Below are 17,117 nucleotides of genomic sequence, written 5' to 3'. Positions count from 1 at the left end.
TTAATAGCTCATTCTTTCGATCCAAATTGACAGCGCCCGTCTTGAGGTGGTTCAATAGAGTTATCCAAGAATTAGAAAAGAGGAATTTTGATGAATCCGACATTGATCACAAATATCCACTGCTATGTTATCCGGCCTGATCGGCATAACCTTGTCGTGGTAAAGGTAGAAACTGATAAAGGTATTGCGGGATACGGATGTGCTACCTTTCAACAACGTCCTTTGGCAGTCAAAACAATGGTAGAGGAATACTTAACGCCGCTTCTGATTGGAAGAGATGCGAATAATATTGAGGATCTGTGGCAGATGATGATGGTAAATAGTTACTGGCGCAATGGTCCTGTGACGAATAACGCTGTTTCTGGAATCGATATGGCGCTTTGGGATATCAAAGGGAAGCTCGCGGATATGCCGCTTTATCAACTTTTTGGCGGGAAATCACGCGATGCGATCGCTGCTTATACGCATGCAGTAGCTGATGATCTAGACGAACTTTATGGTCAGATCGATCAGATCCGTGCAGAGGGCTATCACCATATCCGCTGTCAGCTTGGTTTTTATGGTGGAAACGCTACGAATTTCCATACGACCGATAATCCGACTTCCGGTTCTTATTTCGATCAAGGTCATTATATGCGGACAACGGTCAAAATGTTTCAAGCGATCCGTGAAAAGTATGGCTATGACTTCGAGATCTTGCACGATGTCCATGAGCGTTTGTTCCCTAATCAAGCGCTGCAGTTTGCCAAAGATGTAGAGCCTTTCAAGCCTTATTACATTGAAGATATCCTGCCGCCTGATCAAAATGAGTGGCTTGCGCAGATTCGTCAGCAGACTGCTACCCCGATCGCAACGGGAGAATTATTCAATAATCCGATGGAGTGGAAAGCATTAGTTACTGGGCGCCAAGTAGACTTCATGCGTTGCCATGTTTCCCAATTAGGCGGTATTACGCCAGCTCTCAAACTCGCTCATTTCTGCGATGCAATGGGGATCAGAATGGCTTGGCACACGCCTTCCGATATAACACCGATCGGCATGGCTGTGAATACACACTTGAACATCCACTTGCATAATGCGGCAATCCAAGAAAACATCGACATCAAAGAGAATACAGAAAAACTGTTCACGAATATACCGCGCCCAAAAGCTGGCTACTTCTATCCAATCGAAAAAGCTGGTATCGGCGTGGCGTTCGTGGAAGAACTTGCGGCAGACTATCCAATCGCTTATCGTCCCCATGAATGGACGCAAAGCCGGATTCCTGATGGAACGATCGTAACGCCATGAAAAAAGCGTGAACCTATTCAAAAGGTTCACGCTTTTTTTAAATAAACAACTGATCACTCTGACGCTGGCGGTGATTCTCTTTATTAAACGGTGTAATATACGTACAGGTGTAATCAAGGGCTGTCACCTCGCTATATTCATAGACGATCCCGCCCTTCAGAATACAGCGGTTCTCGATTTTCATAGCTGGCATTCCTCGTTTGCAGCCCATTAGCTGTGACTGCTCTTTATTGATGGTGACAGGGCTGTAAGAAGTGATATAGTGAGAAATCGTATAATTTTGTTGCTGGATATAGGCTTGGATCGAGTGGGCAATGTCTTCTACCTTTAAAGTTGGAAATAGTTTATACGGCAAACGGGAAGTTTCGATCTGAACGATTTGATAATTGACGATCCGAATGCGTTGGAATACCCAAATATCCTCATTCTCCGCCAATTCAAAAATCCGTTGATCTTCTTCTGTCGCTTTTTCTTTACGCAGGTAGATTGGTTTGGAAGTGATCCGCCGATATGGCGTCGCGGTGATCGAGTTATAGATAAGCGGATTTTGGTTCACATTCTTCCGCACAAAGATACCTGATCCCTGGATCACATCGATCACGCCGATATCACGCAGTTTGGCGATCGCATCCTGGATCGTATAACGCGAAACTTCATAAAAAGTAGCTAAACTCCTTTGCGTCGGTAGCTTGCCTTCTGGATAGTGATTTTGGTAGATCTTGCTTAATAGATCTTGGATAATAAATTCTTTTTTCTTCATAACGATCCGCTTCTTTCTTTTAAAAATAGGCTCATAATGAATATAGCATGTTTGCGGAAAATGTGTGGAGCTAATTTGCTTTTCAACAAAAAAAGTACGCCACGGGATCTGGCGTACTTTTGCTTTTATAGTGGTAAACGGAATGTTAGTGCACTGTAGGCAGGTACATTTCGCTTTGCTTCCTGTATTTCTTCTAATGCGTTGATTTGCTCAGCCTGCTGTAAGATCGTTGGAATCTCGATTGCTTCGCCAGTCGGGTTTTCGATCCGAATCAGGTACTGATCTTGTTTGTAATAAGACGGATGACAAGCCGATACCAGAATATCTTCTGGCAAAGAGATCACTGAGAGTGTTTGCGGCACGGTGAGTTGTTGTCCGGTCGATTGGATTTTATTATCTAGGCGGTGTAGAAAATAATTATAATCCTGACGCAGATAATCCACGTTTTCTGCTGCAAAATATTTACCTAGTTGAGCTGTGTTTTTTTCTGAAAAGGCTCCTTGTGCGAAAGAAATAGCAAAGTCATAGTTCCAGTCGCCCATCAACTGGGCTTTTTCTGTCGCCATCAAGATGTGTCCGCGCTTGGTCGTATCACCAGATGCCCGGCCAGGACGATAAACAAGATCCGGTTTCCCCAGCTGATCCGTCGTTGCTAGTAACGTCAGCGCCAATACCGTTCCCTGATGCTGATACTCTTTTATCCCTTTTGTAAATACCGAACAAACTGCTTCTTCATCCGAAACAGAGATATTTTGTTCCAGTGGTTCAATGTCGATCGGCATTTCACTATAGGTAGCTTCCCAGTCCGCCGGCACTCCTTTTGTCCGTTTAATAAAGCCAAACGGAAGAGACGCGTGATTATGATCCGTTTCGATGCCCGTCTCGACCAATAGGCGTAAACGATGGCTCCTAAGCGAGTTCTTGACATGCAATTCTCCATGTAAAAGTGGATCGCCCGTTTTTAATGTGAGCGTAGCAGTTAGTTGTAACACTCCTTCTTTGTGCGGGGTTAGCAGTCGATTTTCCAGATCATAAGGCAATGTATAACTTCCATTCAGTTTCATTTTTTGTACGCCTTTTGCGGTACTTATTTCTGCTGTTTGGAAGGTTAGTTTGACTGGCGTGTCGCCGACTAACGGAGAAAAATCATAGGTGTCTCCAGCATTTGCTTCATCTACAAAGGAAAGGAATTGTTCGATTCTTTTTCCAAATGCTGTTTCAGCGGTCAACACACCATTTTCAAAGGAAACGGTAATAAAGTCATTGCTGATCTGAGCAGTTGGTTTTTGTTCCATACTAGGAAGTTCTTGCTTAGTAGAATGGAAAGAAACGACTTGATAACTTAGCCCCGGCAGTTTAACAGGCAACTGGATGCGTAGCAAATAATATCCAGGTTCTTCGATATATTCATTTCCTGCCGGCGTTTCAAACAATACATTTTCGCGTACTTCGACATAGTCTGCCTCAACAATCACCGCCTCCGGATGCTCTGGAAAGCTGATTTGTTTCGTCGAAGAAATGACTTGGACTTCTTTTGTACCTTCAAAAGTCGTTAGCGCTGTATTGAAGAGTAGTATTTCCTGATTGCTGAGTCCCAAAGCTTCTGCTAGTTTTTTGCTGATGGTATTCTCGATGCTATCGGCGATTTCTTCTGCTTCTTTAAAACGATGCAGGATATCTTCAGCGACGGTATCAGAAACGCAGCCTCCTAAACTATCATGAGCGGCTCCTTCCAGCACTTTTTTCCAAGCAGTCATCAGCAAACGTTCACTGATATGGATCCCAGCTTTTTTGGCAATGACAAGCAGCGGCTCGATCCGATAAAGCAGTTTTGCTTCCAGCTGCGCGCTTTTCAACTTGATATCCATTCGGCTGGAACCAATCGTTTTATGAACGCGTGCTAGAACTGGGCTGCGGAACTCGCCTTGGTATGTTTCCAGATCTGGCAGCGCTTTGACATATTCTAGAAAATCCGCGTACGTACTCAATTCGTAGGTGTATTTTCCAATCGTATTGATTTTGGTGATCTTTTCCGAGAAATCTTTAATAATCGCTAGCTGATCATTTCCGGAAGGGATCAATACTTCGCGGTTGTCACCGAATTGCTGAATAAATTCGATCGCCGGATCTAATCTGCCTTCGACAAACTCTTTGGTTGGTTCGAGCAGCATGCCTGTACCGTAACCTTGAGGCATATTGACCGCATATACTTCGCTTTTGCCGTTTAAGCCCTGCCATTTGAAATAGGGACTGCTGACATGTTTGCCAAGATGAATCCCCCGCCAAAAGATAAACGTATCGAGACCAAGTTGTTCCAATATAGCTGGCACCTGAGCGTTAAATCCGAATGTATCCGGCAGATAGCCGATATCCATATATTCTCCGTACTTTTTACTTTCAAAAACACCGATCATGCCATTGCGAAGGATAGACTCAGCATGCGCATGAAATGCGTCTGATTGCGTAAACCATGGTCCAATAAAAAGCTGTTTCTTGGCGATCAATGCTTGGATATTCGATAATTTTTCCGGATATAGCGCCAAATAATCATCTAAGATCGAAAGCTGACCATCTAAAACAAAACTCGCTTCGGGATTTTTTTCTAATTCGGTGATCGCATCGGTAAAAAGCTGTTCGCTGAGTACTAAAGCGTCCATCGCTGTAAAGTACCACTCTCTGTCCCAATGTGTATGATTGACGATATGTGCTTTAATCATATGCTCCTCCTAACTCAAGATTCCCATTCTGCGTCATCAAAATAATCTTCTACTTCTTCTTGTGCTTGATCCGTAGCTGTCGTTTTCCCGCGGAACAATACTGCTAGTCCAGCTACGACGCCAGTTCCTACTGCGATCGATAAGACATAAATCGGCCAGTGCATGACTGTAAACCAGCCATAAAAGCCACTGATCGGTGCTTGGTTCACTGCACCTAGTCCTACTGCGAGTGCTCCGCCGACAGCGGAACCGATCACTGTAGAAGGAATTACTTTTAGCGGGGATTCGACAGCAAATGGAATCGCTCCCTCGCTGATACCAACGAGCCCCATTACGAGCGAAGATTTTCCGGCTTCGCGCAGTTCGGCGCTATATTTTTTCTTAGCGATCAGAGTTGCTAGACCCAATCCAAGTGGAGGAATAATAATGGCTACTTGCGCCGCTGTATTTGGTGCATAGATCCCGCTTGTCAATAGTGCCATTGCTGTAGTCACAGCTGCTTTGTTTACTGGTCCACCTAAGTCAAAACCGACCATGGCACCGATAATTGCTGCCATTAAGATCTGATTGGTACCGGAAAGACCATTGAGCCAGCTTTCAAGCGCGGTGTTCAGATTGGCAAAGGGAACACCGACCACATAATTAATAACTAATACCGTTATCAGCGTTCCGAAAACAGGAACTAAAAAGACGGGAACAATCGATGCTGCAGCTTTTGGTAATTTTACATATTTTTTGATCAATAAGCAGGCATAGCCGGCAATCAAACCTGCTGCCAAAGCGCCTAGAAATCCTGCACCGAGATCTTTTGCCAACAATCCGCCGACAAGTCCCGGCGCGATCGCCAGTTTATCCGAGATGGAATAGCCGATAAATGCGGCGATCACTGGGAACATCATCCCTAAAGCTAACCCACCAAAACCATCTAAACTATGAAGCAATGCGATCAAACCATTGGCACTGTCGCCATATTTCCCATCCCAGATGTCCGTGATCCCATAAAACGTTGCCCCTACCCTTGCTACTGCCATGATAACGGCGCCAGCGATAACAAGCGGGATCATGTATGAAATACCAGTTAAAACATGTTTTTTCAATTCATTTCCTATCTTCTTAAACATATTCGTCACTCCTATTTTTCATCGATTTTTGCTAAGGCATCTTGAATCACTTGCTCAGCGTTTTTGATTGGCGCACTTACTGGAACTTCCAAGATCGTTTTCCCTTCAAAACGCTCACGATCGCGAACTTTGGTATCTACTGCGAAAATAACGACTTCACCGATCTGTACGTCTTTTTCTGTTAGTGTTCCTTCGATCCCTGTTGCTCCTTGTGTTTCTACTTTGATCAAATGGCCCATTTTTTGTGCACCTTTTTTCAATGCTTGTGCTGCCATATACGTGTGTGCTACACCAGTAGCGCATGCTGTCACTGCGATAATTTTTCTTTTCATTGTTCATACACTCCTTCAGTAAATGATTGGATTACTTGTTCCGGACTTTCTGCCGCTTTTAGATCAAGCACGACTTGATCGTCCATTAATTTGGTTGCTATTTCAGCAAGGATCTTCAAATGGCCATCCGATTTGTCGTGTTCCGCGATCGCCAGTAGAAAAACGATCTCGACAGGCTTGTCATCCAGTGATTGCCATTCTACCGGCTGCGCAAGTTTTGCAAAGCCGATCGTAGATTCCGTGACTACTGTACTTTTGCCATGCGGAATCGCTACACCAAACCCAATTCCCGTTGTCGCATGTTCTTCCCGCTGATTCACTGCTTCTAAAAACTGGGCGCCATCTGTTACGTTCCCGCAGCTTACCAATCGTTTGGTCAATGCTTGGATCACTTCCGCTTTTGTCGCCGCCTGCAAATCAAATTGCATCGCATTTGCTGATAAAATATCTGTTACTTTCATTACATCTCATCCTTTACTAAACATTCATTTAACGCTGCTATCGTTCTCGCATCCGTTACTTGTTCTAACCATCTTTTGTTATCGATTCGTTCATAAAATTCTTCGTAGAGTTTATCTAAGCTCAAATTGTGATTGTCATCCAGTGCTAAGAAAAATACTTTATCTACTTGCTCTTCGCCCCATTGGATCGGATGCACCAATGTCGCTACTATGATCGCTGATTGTTTGATCAAAGCCGGATCGGCATGTGGTGTCGCAAGTCCGTGGAAGGACGTATAGGACAGTTGTTCTCGCTGAATCGCACTCTGTAAAACGCCCGGTTCGGCATAACCACTCTGCACCAGTTGCTCAGCAATAAAAGCTAGTACCTCTTCAAGTGTTGTCAATTCCAATTGTGGAAATAAAAGCTCCTCGTGGATCAGCTGCTTCAAAAATGAATTTTTTTGTTTTCGCACTTGTGGCTTCATGATCTGCAATTGTTTGGTCACATTAGCTAAATCGCTTTCTGTCATCATCGGACTAACGACAATGACTGGAATCGCGCTGTGTAGATCTAAATAGATCGTACTAATGATCAGATCCGCTTCGATATTTGGCTCTTCCATGATTTTTTGAACAGAGAATATCGCCGTCACTGTTAAATTTTTGAAATACTTTTTGATTCTGGCAGCTAATAACTGCGATGATCCTAAGCCAGTGCTACAAACTAACGCCACATTTAGTCCTTCCGGCTGCGATTTGGTCCGTTCATAAAATGCTTCGAAGTGGAGTGCGATATAAGCACTTTCATCTTCATTGATGTGTACATGGAATTTCTTTTCAAACGGAACTTTTACTCGAAGTGCTTGTTCAAACGCCAACGGGAAATTCTGTTTGATTTTACTTAGAAAAGGATTCGTGAAATTCATGCCTAGTTTCAAGCGGTTAAGCGCCGACTTCAAATGCGTTGCCAATCCCTCGATCAGCTCAAAGTCATAAGCAGTGCCTGTCAATGTACTTTCGACAAACTGTTTAAAGTCATCATTTTCCGGCAAGCTAGAGGGTTGGATCAGCTCATCATTCCACTGATTATAGGCAGCGGATAAATGGATCTGGATATAATCCGCTTCAAACGCGGGGATCTCCAGTTCAAATCGCGCTTCCAACAACTCAACCAAATAGCGGGTGTTTTCTTTTTGCGTCATCACTAGATTTTTCACCGGGGAAACTTGTAACGCTTCGATATAATCGGCACTCTTGATCCTTTCCAGTGCGATCGCCAAATGGATAACTAATGATTCAAACGCATAATCCGTAAAAGCAAAGTTCTTTTCCCTGCTGAAAGTATGGACGACATCAATGATCTCTTTCAGCCCATCGGTCGGAAAAATCCCTGTCAAATTGACTTCGATCTGCTCAAACGCCTGTCTTACCTTGCCGTTTTCCTGTTTCAAGTACCAGTTATCTCCCCAGAAGTGATTGATCAATTTCGAGGTCAAACTACGTCTTTCCTGTTCGGTCAACCGCAATTTCATTCCCTTACTGGGCTTCTTATAGAGCGTTACTCCTTCTTTTTCCAGCATGTTCGTTACTTCTGCCATATCTTTTTCGATTGTTCCGCGACTGATAAACAATTCGTCTGCCAGCATTTGGATCGTAATAAAATCTGTCGTTTTCAATAGTTTGATAAAAATATAAACTACTCGTTCCTCCTTCGTCTGCGGCAGAGAACTTACTGGTTGATCAATATTCTTCAACATGTCGCGGATCGTTTGCTTATCGCCTTCGATATAGATCCCGATCTTAGGTTTTCGAACGAGGACTAGCTGACTTGCTGTTAAAAAACTATCGATGACTTGCAGCGATCGCGAAACGGTTTTTTCGGAAACGGCCATTTCGGCAGCAATACGTTTGACAGTCGTGTAGCCATTTTTGACAATGAATTGGATCATTCGTTTTTCACGTGGACTCAACATTTTGGTTACCGCTTTCATTTTTTGAATTCCTTTCTGTAACTGTATTCTATCTTGAATAAAAGGTCCGGAAAACTCCCAAAACGACCACATTATATCTGGTCATTTTCGGTTATTGTTCCGCACTTGCTACTAATGGTAGATTGATAGAGAAATTAATATAGGAAGGAAGCGTATTATGTCTGGATTTATGTTTGCACTGCTTCCAGTTCTAGGCTGGGGATTTATGCCGATCTTGGCAAATCTGCGTAAAAGCACACCGGAAGAACAGCTACTGGGAACGTCGATCAGTGCCTTTCTTTTTGCGGTCGTGGCGACACTCATTGTTTTACCTGCATTTACGGTGACATCCTTTGTCATCAGCTTATGTTCCGGAATCTTTTGGGGGATTGGCCAACTTTTGCAATTTCGTGGCATCCGGCTCTCGAGCGTTTCTACCGCCATGCCGATTTCCAATGGTTCCCAATTATTATTTGCTACTTTGATCGCCGTACTTTTTTTCCATGAGTGGAAGACCGCGGGACAAGTGGGCGTTGGTATTTTGGCTACTTGTTTGCTTATCATTGGGGTGATCATGACTGGCTTTAAAAAACAAAACCAAACTGTAAAAGAAGCAGTACCTTGGCAAGTTTATCAAACGATCCTTTTATCGTCTTTGTTTTTATCTTTCTACGTTGTTACTAACCAAGCCTTTCACATCACTGGTTTTTCCATTATTTTACCACAATCAGTTGGCATGCTTATCTTTGCATTTGCAGTAAACTATTTTAAAGCCAAGCGTCCAATTTATAAAAATGTCCGTTTTAATCTTCTGACTGGCTTATCTTGGTCGATCGCCAACATCGGGATGTTCCTAGCAACGATCACTCTCGGCGTCGCAACTAGCTTTTCAATCTCCCAAGCCTGCGTGATCATCGCGACATTGTTTGGGATTTGGATTTTCAAAGAGAAGAAAGCCCCGATAGAATGGAGTTTTATCTTGACAGGTATCTTATTGATCATGGCTAGTGTGGTATTGTTGGGAATGATGAAATGATCGCTTTTCCACGACTTTTCAAACAAGAACTATGGTTGAATAGTAATAAAAGAGGCTTTAGCTTTGGCGCTAAAGCCTCTTTTGATTATTTCCCGATCACTTTCTCTACCACTTGTTCTGCAGCGTGACCATTTTCAAAAGCACAATACTTATTATAAAAAGCAGCATATTTATCTTGATATTCTGTTTCGATTGCTTCTATGTTTTGAATCGCGCTGATTAATTGCTGATTATTAAAAAGCAGCGGTCCTGGGGCTTCTTCTTCAAAATCCATATAAAAGCCGCGAAGATTATTTTTATAATGCTCAAAATCATATGTGAAAAACAGCAGTGGTCGTTTCGTATTGGCAAAATCGAACATTACAGATGAATAATCTGTGATACAGATATCACTGATCAGATACAGATCACTGATATCGTCATAGGAAGCCACATTTTTCACGAAACTATCTAAACTCGAATCCAAGACCAGAGCATTGCTAATAATAATATGCGGCCGAAGAAGCAGCACATATTCGTTGCCAAAAGCCTCTTTCATTTTAAATAGATCCATCTTCAAGTTTATGAGATGTTTATTGGCTTGGTTGACTTCATCATCTCTAAAAGTTGGCGCATACAAGATGACTTTCTTATCTGCCGGTAAGGAAAGTTTCTGTTTGATCAATGCTTCTTTATTATGCAACTCTTCTACCGAAATATTGTAAAAGATATCGTTTCTAGGATAGCCAACTTCTAAGATTTCTTTTTTGTACTGGAATGCAGACTGGAAGCATTGCGTTGCATATGGGCTTGGTGAAATCAAGTAATCCCATTTGCGCGTCGCAATATTTACCCGATCTTTATATCCATCATCTTTTCCTTCGAAAGTATCTACGTCGTTCAACATCTTTTTCAATGGTGTGCCATGCCATGTTTGGATATATTCCGTTTTACGTTTCTTGCGTATATAGTAAGGGAAGTTTTGATTATTCACCCAATATTTTGCTTTCGACAAGTATTTGTAGTAACTAGGACTTAATCGATCGACTGAAATAACATTTGGATCATCGAAGGGATAAATATTATTATTCACCCACACAATCTTATATCCTGCTTGTTTATTTTTCAAAACCTCATAGATGACTTTAGGGCTGTCTGCAACGGCTTTTCCCACATTGCTTTCAAAAACGATCAACTTATCGTCCAAACGTCCAAACGTAACAAGCCATTTATTATATAGTTGCATGGCTTTGAAATAATACTTACTTTTTCTAAAACGTAAGAAAACACGTTGTGCAAGCACATCATATTGAACCATATCTTTGATGCGGTTTTTCTTTTTAAAAGCAAGTGCTGCTTCGAAAATCCGCTTAGAGTTGCTTTGATCTTGATATTGATTGAACTTATCAGCTTTAATCATCAGTTCTTTACCCATTTCAAAATCATTCGATTCAAAAGCAGTCAAAGCATCGATCAAACTAACTTCATCGCTTACGATCCTACCTGGCAACTCTTTCTCAATATCCAGATGGGACGGATATTTACCAATAAAACGATCACGGTCAAATTGATAATAGATGACCGGTTTATGCATGAAACTAAAGTCAAAAGCCACACTTGAATAATCGGTTATCATCAATTTGCTTTCTTTGATGAGATCCTGTACGTTTTCTTCACCTTGTTTGATTACTTTGATATGAGCGGGGACATCAAAATATTGGATAAACGGCTGCATGTTGGGATGCAAGCAAAATACGATCGTCGTCCCAGCTTCAGCTAATGCTTTTATTTTCGGATGTGCAAGTAACTCTGTATAGCGTTCCAAGTATTCAGAAGCCTGTAATAATTCAATATTGGAAAGCCAATCTCGCCAAGTCGGAATAATAAGGATCTGGTCTTTTGTTTCCCGCTTTTCTGTAAATAAATTATCGAATCGCGGCAGACCTGTAACCTTTATTTGATAGTTGTCATAGCCTAAATCCCGTTCTACGATTTGTTTTTCGCGTTCAGAACTCGTAATGAAAAGATCAATATTAAAGTCTTTCAGTTGTTTGCCGTAAATTTGCGATAAATTCTTCAATCCTAATACACCATGTTGTAAAAAGACTTTTTTGGCTTTGATTTTCTTTGTGTAGCGATAACTATCGATTGGATAGATTTGTTCTGGATGGTGTGTGGAGCAGATAAAATCTGCCTTTAGCATGATATCAAAATGCTCTGGAGATTGATAGTAAATAATATTTCCAAAAGGTGCTACATTTTTCAATTCACTCGAATTCCGATCAATGACATAATAGACTTTTTCCTCTGGATGGTGTGTACGCATATATTTAAAGAAGTGTAGTCCATTGTCTTGCGCTTTATAATATTTTTCACCCACGACCCAGATTTTCTTTTTATTCCTCACAAATAAGTTAGAAGAACGTTTCATACTTTTTAAATACGCTTCATAACTTTCCGTTGTATATGCATTTATTTTAAATGATAGATTTCTTCCTTTGAGCGTAAAATACGGCGTAACCGACTTCACTTGATTTTCTATTTTTTTGGAAACTTCGCCTCGCAAGAATCTTTCTACAATGACGCGCGGATTCCCTAATTTAACTCGAACCGGCTCTCTAAGTTCTACTGTCTTTGCCTGAATAAAAATATCGATAACATCTTCAGGATCAAAGTCATTTGTCATAAAGTCACGGAGACTTTCAATAATGTCAATGTCAAAAGCGTATACTTTTGTATTTGTTTTTTTGCTTTTAGAAAAAAAGGTGGCATTCAGTGGGATGATTTTGGCATTGTTTGCCAGACGGGAAGTGATTACCAGCGAAGATACATCTAAATTGACATTCCGCAAACTAAATTTCCCAGTCATACGTACCTGTTCCTCATTGATTTTCATTTTATCAATATGTCTTCTTGCAATATAATTAGTCGCCGGCAATTCATCCCCGATAAAAAATTGGAAAAAGCCATTAACGGTGATCCATGGATAGATCGCTGTTTCTTCGTCTTTTACATCAGTTAAATCAGTCATGATTGTTTCGAATTTCTTCACATTGATTTTCATTTGATTTAAAAGAATACCATTGTTTTGTTCAAGAATAAGATAGATCTTATCCTGTTCATACTTTTTGAAAACTTGCAGTGCTTGCCTTAAATCCAAAATAAACTTATTCGTATCTTCTAGAGGCTCAAATTTGATCTCATCAAATTCATTCCGTAGATACAAACAAGTAATCGTCGTAATGGAGCTATCAAACTCTATCGTTATTTCATTTTTCAATTGTTCAACTTTTAGTAAATTCATTTTTTTCGCCTTTCTGTACATGATTATTCCTTAAATCTATTATCATAGCGGTTCAAACTATATAAGCGAAGCATTTCATTAAATATTTTACCATATAAAGCAAAAATAACTAGCTTTATATTAAAAATTCCACGTAAAAAAAGAAGCATTTAAAGTGCTTCTTTTTTTACCACTCATTTTCTTGTTTTTCTGATCACGTTCCATTTATACATTAAAAGCCAAAAAATCACACCTACAGTAGTAGCAATCACTACGAACCAAATCGCTATTTTGATTAGATCGCCTAAGGTTGTTATCGTTGGATCGCCAGCTGCATTGTATGAAACGTCCGCATAAAGGCTACCCAATGCGATCGGGACATAAATCATCGCGACGCCGATCACCCATGGGCGAAGACGTGGAAACATCAGGAATTTCCCATTATTTTCAAGCGAGATCCGCTTAAACAACAAAAAGCCACCAACAAATAATAGCAATGCGATCACAAACAGCAATAATGCCATTAATAAGTAAAATTTATCGGAATTAGCTTCTTCATAAGTCCATTTCTGCCAAAAGAAACCACTCTCTTCAAAATTTTTCCCCGTCGCAAAAGAACGGATGTTTAAAATAATATTATTAAGACCCATAGCGAAGAACACCGTTGCACTAATAAAAAAGCCAACTGCAACGATACATGCAGTAATTATTTCGCCAACCACCACGCCTACAACAATTCCAATTTCCCAAACAAATAGATAGAAAGCCGTCACCCAAAATAATCGAATAATCAGGCTGCCGAAGTTTGGTAAATATTGACTTGGGATTTGACTATATATATTTATTAATCCGAGTCCCATAAATAAGATCACACCAAGGATCAAAGGAACCAGTATGGTCAAATGCTTTACGAGAAATATCCTGGTTTTGCTAAACGGGATTCCAAACGTAAAGTAGTCCATATGTTTATTTTTTTCAAACACAGTAACTTTCAATCCAATAAATAAGAATATAAAGCTAAAAAATATCGACCAAGTTGCGAAAGAATCTATATTGACATGTAAACTTTCTTCAATCTCTTTGGGACTCATATGGGATTCTTTGTCTGCCTGATTATCTTTTATGAACTCAGCAGATTGATAATACTGCTTGTCATCTTTATATTGAGTAACTAATCCTGTACTATTCAACCATATCATCGCACCAAATAATACTAATGTCGCGATCACGATCCAGCCGGACTGCCGCCATTCTTTCCATATCAAACCGCTCATCTCGCATATACCTCCTCTTCGTCGCCCAAATGGTAAAGGAACAGGTCTTCCAGTGTGACCGCCAATTCATCCATAAAAATAGGGTCTAGTGCTTGGAACTGTGTACGGAGTTCCGGAGTCAGTTCTGGAATCAGCAAGGTATAGACGCGGCCGAATTGCTGGATTACGGTGCCGTGTTCCAATAATAGTGCAGGTAGCTTTTTCTCTTTAAAAGCGATTTGCAATTTGACCGCTTGTTCCCGCATGCTTTCCAAATGATAGGTCTTCGCAATACTATTGTCTTTGAGGATGTGGATATAATCCGCGATCGGTTCCAGTTCTTGCAGTCGGTGAGACGAGATAATGATGCCTAGCTGATTTTTATCGACTTCTTCCAGCAGGATCTGCATGATTTTCTTTTGAGCGATAATATCCAGTCCTTCCATTGGTTCGTCGAGTAAAAGATATTCTGCTCCGATCGAAAGTGCTAATATCAATCCGAAAAGTCCACTCATTCCTTTGGAGTAAGTTCCTAATTTATGCTGCGGATTCAATTTCACTTGTCTTAGCAAGACATCAAATTTTGCCCCATTAAAATTAGGGTATGTTTTTTGATAAAATTTCTTGATCGTTTTCACCTTGTAGCCATCCCAAGCATGAAGCTGATCTTGCAACATGAAGATTTTTGCTTTAAGTCGTGGATTTGCCAATAATGGTTGATTGTCGATCTCCACGGTTCCGCTATCCGGGGTATAATATCCCATTACAGTTCGAAACAGTGTGGTTTTTCCTACGCCATTGCGCCCAACCAAACCAACTATTTCACCTGGATTAATAGTTAGTGAGATGTTATCCAATAATAGCTTCCCATTGATCGTTTTACTTATGTTTTTAATCTCCATGCTACTCCTCCTCTGCTTCTTTGACCCAGTTATTGATCTCTATTTCACTGATGCCCAATGCTTTTAAATGAATAACTGCTTCCTTCAAGCGTTTTTTTGCATCAAGCAGCGTCTTTTCTGAAAGCATTTTGCCTGTCTGTTCTGTAATAAATGTGCCCCGTCCTTTGACAGTGCTTAAAATTTCCAGCCGTTCTAGCTCTTGGTATGCTTTACTAACTGTATTTGGATTGATACCGAGTAGCGCTGCTAGCTCACGGATCGAAGGTACTCTATCACCGGGTTCCAGTATGCCTTTCACTACTTGCGCCTGCATTTCATTGACGATCTGTTCATAGATTGGCAATCGACTTTTATTATCTAATTCAAACATGTATTCACCTGCTTTGTTTTTTGTATTAAGTGAACTACTTCAAATAGTACACTCGAGCCATCAAAAAGTCAACTCATAAAATATTTAGCCAGCCTACTGTGAGCAACTTTCCGATTTCTTGATAATCGTGCAAAAATGAATCCCTGTATCGTCAACTTATCTGCTATACTAAAAGTAAATCGTTCAAAGGAGCATCATCCTATGCAGCCACTATTATCCGAACGCATTATTCGTTCGATTTCCAAATATATTCTTCAGTTTACCGATTATTGGTTTGAAAATTATATCCATCAGATCTTACCAACTGAAGTGACCGATCAGAAGGAGATTCTTACGGACTTTCGCCAGCAGACTGTCGAGACGATCGGTTCCGGTTTAAGAGCGATCGCCACCCAACGGATCGACGAAAAAGCGTATTTCGAGCTTGGCGCTGCTCAATTTGAAAATGGGATCACTTATGGACAAACGCTGGAACTTCGCTATGCCTTTGAAGAAGCGATGGAATGCTTTCTGATTCAAATCAATCAGCGACATGATCTGGAGCTTTCCGATCAGGAAATTGCCAATTATATCACTGCACTAAAGCAGTTAAATGATATTTTGACGCCGATCATTGCCGCTGGTCATACCTCTAAACAATAAAAAAAACACCAGCTCTGCTAAATTGCCGCAGCTGGTGTTTTCTTTATTTCTCAAATGGGAAAACAATGCCCCATTGCTCTCGGATCGTCGTCATAAGTGCTACCACATCTTCTGTCAGAGAAGCAGTCGGATTGGTTCCTGACGCAATAAAATTTTCCATACCGCGAACTTCATAGCGCATCGCATCGGCTCGATTGCCAGCCGTGATTTCTTCTTCCGTTCCGTCCTGATACGTGATCAGCGCTTTATCTGCCCGTGAGAAATGATTGATCGTAATATAACCATGCTCATAGGCGACTATTCCCTGTTGTGGCATGCTCGCACGGAATGTCATTGTCACTACGGCCATTTCGCCAGCTTCGTTTTGCAAAACTACCCCAGACTGTTCGTCCACGCCAGTTTCGTATTTTTTCACACTCGTAGCGATCTCCGTCGGTTGCGAATTCAGAAAAACGCGTGCAAATGTCAGCGCATAAGTACCGATATCCAGTAATGCGCCGCCCGCTAGATCCATGCTGAAAAAACGATTATTGGGATCATTGGGCTGGTTTGCTCCAAATGTGACTTGGATCATTTTCAATTTCCCAAGTTTGCCGGAAGTGATTCGTGACTGCAGTTCCTCATAAAGCGGCATATGAAAGATCGTCATGGCTTCCGCTAATACAAGCTCTTTTTCCTCAGCCAATTTCTGCACCTCTTCCAGTTCAGCCGTGCTCACAGTGATCGCTTTTTCGGAAAAGACATGTTTCCCATGCTGAAGCGCCTTTTTGATATAGCCGTAATGATCCGAATGCGGGGTAGCGATATAAACGACATCGATCTTTTCATCGGCCATCAACGCATCAAAATCTGTATACACCTGCTTGATCCCGAATTCCGCTGCAAAAGCCTCGCCCTTTTCTTTATTCCGTGCGCCAACTGCATAGATATTGCATGCTTCCGCCTGCAGAGCTTTGGTAAATTGGTGAGCGATCCCGCCTGGTCCGACGATTGCCCAATTAAGTTTTTGCTTCATTTTC

At 41.3% G+C, this 17,117-nt stretch carries 14 protein-coding genes; 3 read left to right on the top strand and 11 right to left on the bottom strand.

The window, feature by feature from the left end; translation table 11 throughout:
- The first annotated feature begins 90 nt into the window (after window positions 1–90).
- A complete protein-coding gene (locus EL241_RS02345) occupies window positions 91–1,290 on the top strand; it encodes an enolase C-terminal domain-like protein (protein ID WP_036103222.1) in 1,200 nt (399 codons plus the stop codon).
- Between the two features lie 37 nt (window positions 1,291–1,327).
- Here the strand turns inward: EL241_RS02345 and EL241_RS02340 are convergent, their stop codons facing one another.
- The 6 genes from EL241_RS02340 to EL241_RS02315 form a co-directional block, all read right to left on the bottom strand.
- A complete protein-coding gene (locus tag EL241_RS02340; RefSeq protein ID WP_036103219.1) occupies window positions 1,328–2,050 on the bottom strand; it encodes a GntR family transcriptional regulator in 723 nt (240 codons plus the stop codon).
- A 125-nt stretch (window positions 2,051–2,175) separates the two neighbouring features.
- Complete coding sequence (locus EL241_RS02335; RefSeq protein WP_126320316.1) at window positions 2,176–4,767, bottom strand: alpha-mannosidase; 2,592 nt, start codon at window positions 4,765–4,767, stop codon at window positions 2,176–2,178.
- A gap of 14 nt (window positions 4,768–4,781) precedes the next feature.
- Complete coding sequence (locus EL241_RS02330; RefSeq protein WP_003757600.1) at window positions 4,782–5,888, bottom strand: PTS fructose transporter subunit IIC; 1,107 nt, start codon at window positions 5,886–5,888, stop codon at window positions 4,782–4,784.
- A gap of 11 nt (window positions 5,889–5,899) precedes the next feature.
- Window positions 5,900–6,220 (bottom strand): PTS fructose transporter subunit IIB, encoded by a 321-nt coding sequence (locus EL241_RS02325; protein ID WP_003757598.1) that lies wholly within the window; start codon window positions 6,218–6,220, stop codon window positions 5,900–5,902.
- Window positions 6,217–6,681, bottom strand: a complete 465-nt coding sequence (locus EL241_RS02320) for a PTS sugar transporter subunit IIA (protein ID WP_036103215.1) — start codon at window positions 6,679–6,681, stop codon at window positions 6,217–6,219. The genes EL241_RS02325 and EL241_RS02320 overlap by 4 nt, the downstream gene beginning before the upstream one ends.
- On the bottom strand, window positions 6,681–8,654 hold the full coding sequence (locus EL241_RS02315) for a BglG family transcription antiterminator (protein ID WP_036103212.1): 1,974 nt from the start codon (window positions 8,652–8,654) through the stop codon (window positions 6,681–6,683). Before EL241_RS02315 ends, EL241_RS02320 begins: the two co-directional genes overlap by 1 nt.
- A 157-nt stretch (window positions 8,655–8,811) precedes the next feature.
- Here EL241_RS02315 and EL241_RS02310 point away from each other — a divergent pair, with 157 nt between their 5' ends.
- Window positions 8,812–9,669: a GRP family sugar transporter gene (locus EL241_RS02310; protein ID WP_036103210.1), complete on the top strand. Its 858-nt coding sequence runs from the start codon at window positions 8,812–8,814 to the stop codon at window positions 9,667–9,669.
- Between the two features lie 85 nt (window positions 9,670–9,754).
- Here the strand turns inward: EL241_RS02310 and EL241_RS02305 are convergent, their stop codons facing one another.
- The 4 genes from EL241_RS02305 to EL241_RS02290 all read right to left on the bottom strand — a co-directional run bounded on the left by EL241_RS02305 (window position 9,755) and on the right by EL241_RS02290 (window position 15,456).
- Window positions 9,755–12,952: a CDP-glycerol--glycerophosphate glycerophosphotransferase gene (locus tag EL241_RS02305; protein WP_036103206.1), complete on the bottom strand. Its 3,198-nt coding sequence runs from the start codon at window positions 12,950–12,952 to the stop codon at window positions 9,755–9,757.
- 173 nt (window positions 12,953–13,125) lie between these two features.
- Window positions 13,126–14,205 carry a hypothetical protein gene (locus EL241_RS02300; RefSeq protein ID WP_036103202.1) on the bottom strand — a complete coding sequence of 360 codons (1,080 nt, stop codon included), beginning with the start codon at window positions 14,203–14,205 and terminating at the stop codon, window positions 13,126–13,128.
- A complete protein-coding gene (locus EL241_RS02295) occupies window positions 14,202–15,086 on the bottom strand; it encodes an ATP-binding cassette domain-containing protein (protein WP_036103200.1) in 885 nt (294 codons plus the stop codon). Before EL241_RS02295 ends, EL241_RS02300 begins: the two co-directional genes overlap by 4 nt.
- 1 nt (window position 15,087) lies before the next feature.
- Window positions 15,088–15,456, bottom strand: coding sequence for a GntR family transcriptional regulator (locus EL241_RS02290; RefSeq protein ID WP_036103198.1), 369 nt, complete (start codon window positions 15,454–15,456; stop codon window positions 15,088–15,090).
- Window positions 15,457–15,657: 201 nt separating this feature from the next.
- Between EL241_RS02290 and EL241_RS02285 the strand changes: the two genes are divergently transcribed.
- Complete coding sequence (locus EL241_RS02285) at window positions 15,658–16,098, top strand: hypothetical protein (protein WP_036103195.1); 441 nt, start codon at window positions 15,658–15,660, stop codon at window positions 16,096–16,098.
- Window positions 16,099–16,141: 43 nt separating this feature from the next.
- On the opposite strand, the gene EL241_RS02280 is transcribed toward EL241_RS02285, so the two are convergent.
- A complete protein-coding gene (locus EL241_RS02280) occupies window positions 16,142–17,113 on the bottom strand; it encodes a Gfo/Idh/MocA family protein (protein ID WP_036103192.1) in 972 nt (323 codons plus the stop codon).
- Window positions 17,114–17,117: the final 4 nt, after the last annotated feature.

It is taken from the genome of Listeria grayi (genome assembly GCF_900638015.1).
GTDB classification, from domain to species: Bacteria; Bacillota; Bacilli; order Lactobacillales; family Listeriaceae; genus Listeria; species Listeria grayi.
The sequence above is the reverse complement of the archived record's forward strand: the minus strand, read 5'-3'. Positions and strand labels throughout refer to the sequence as shown.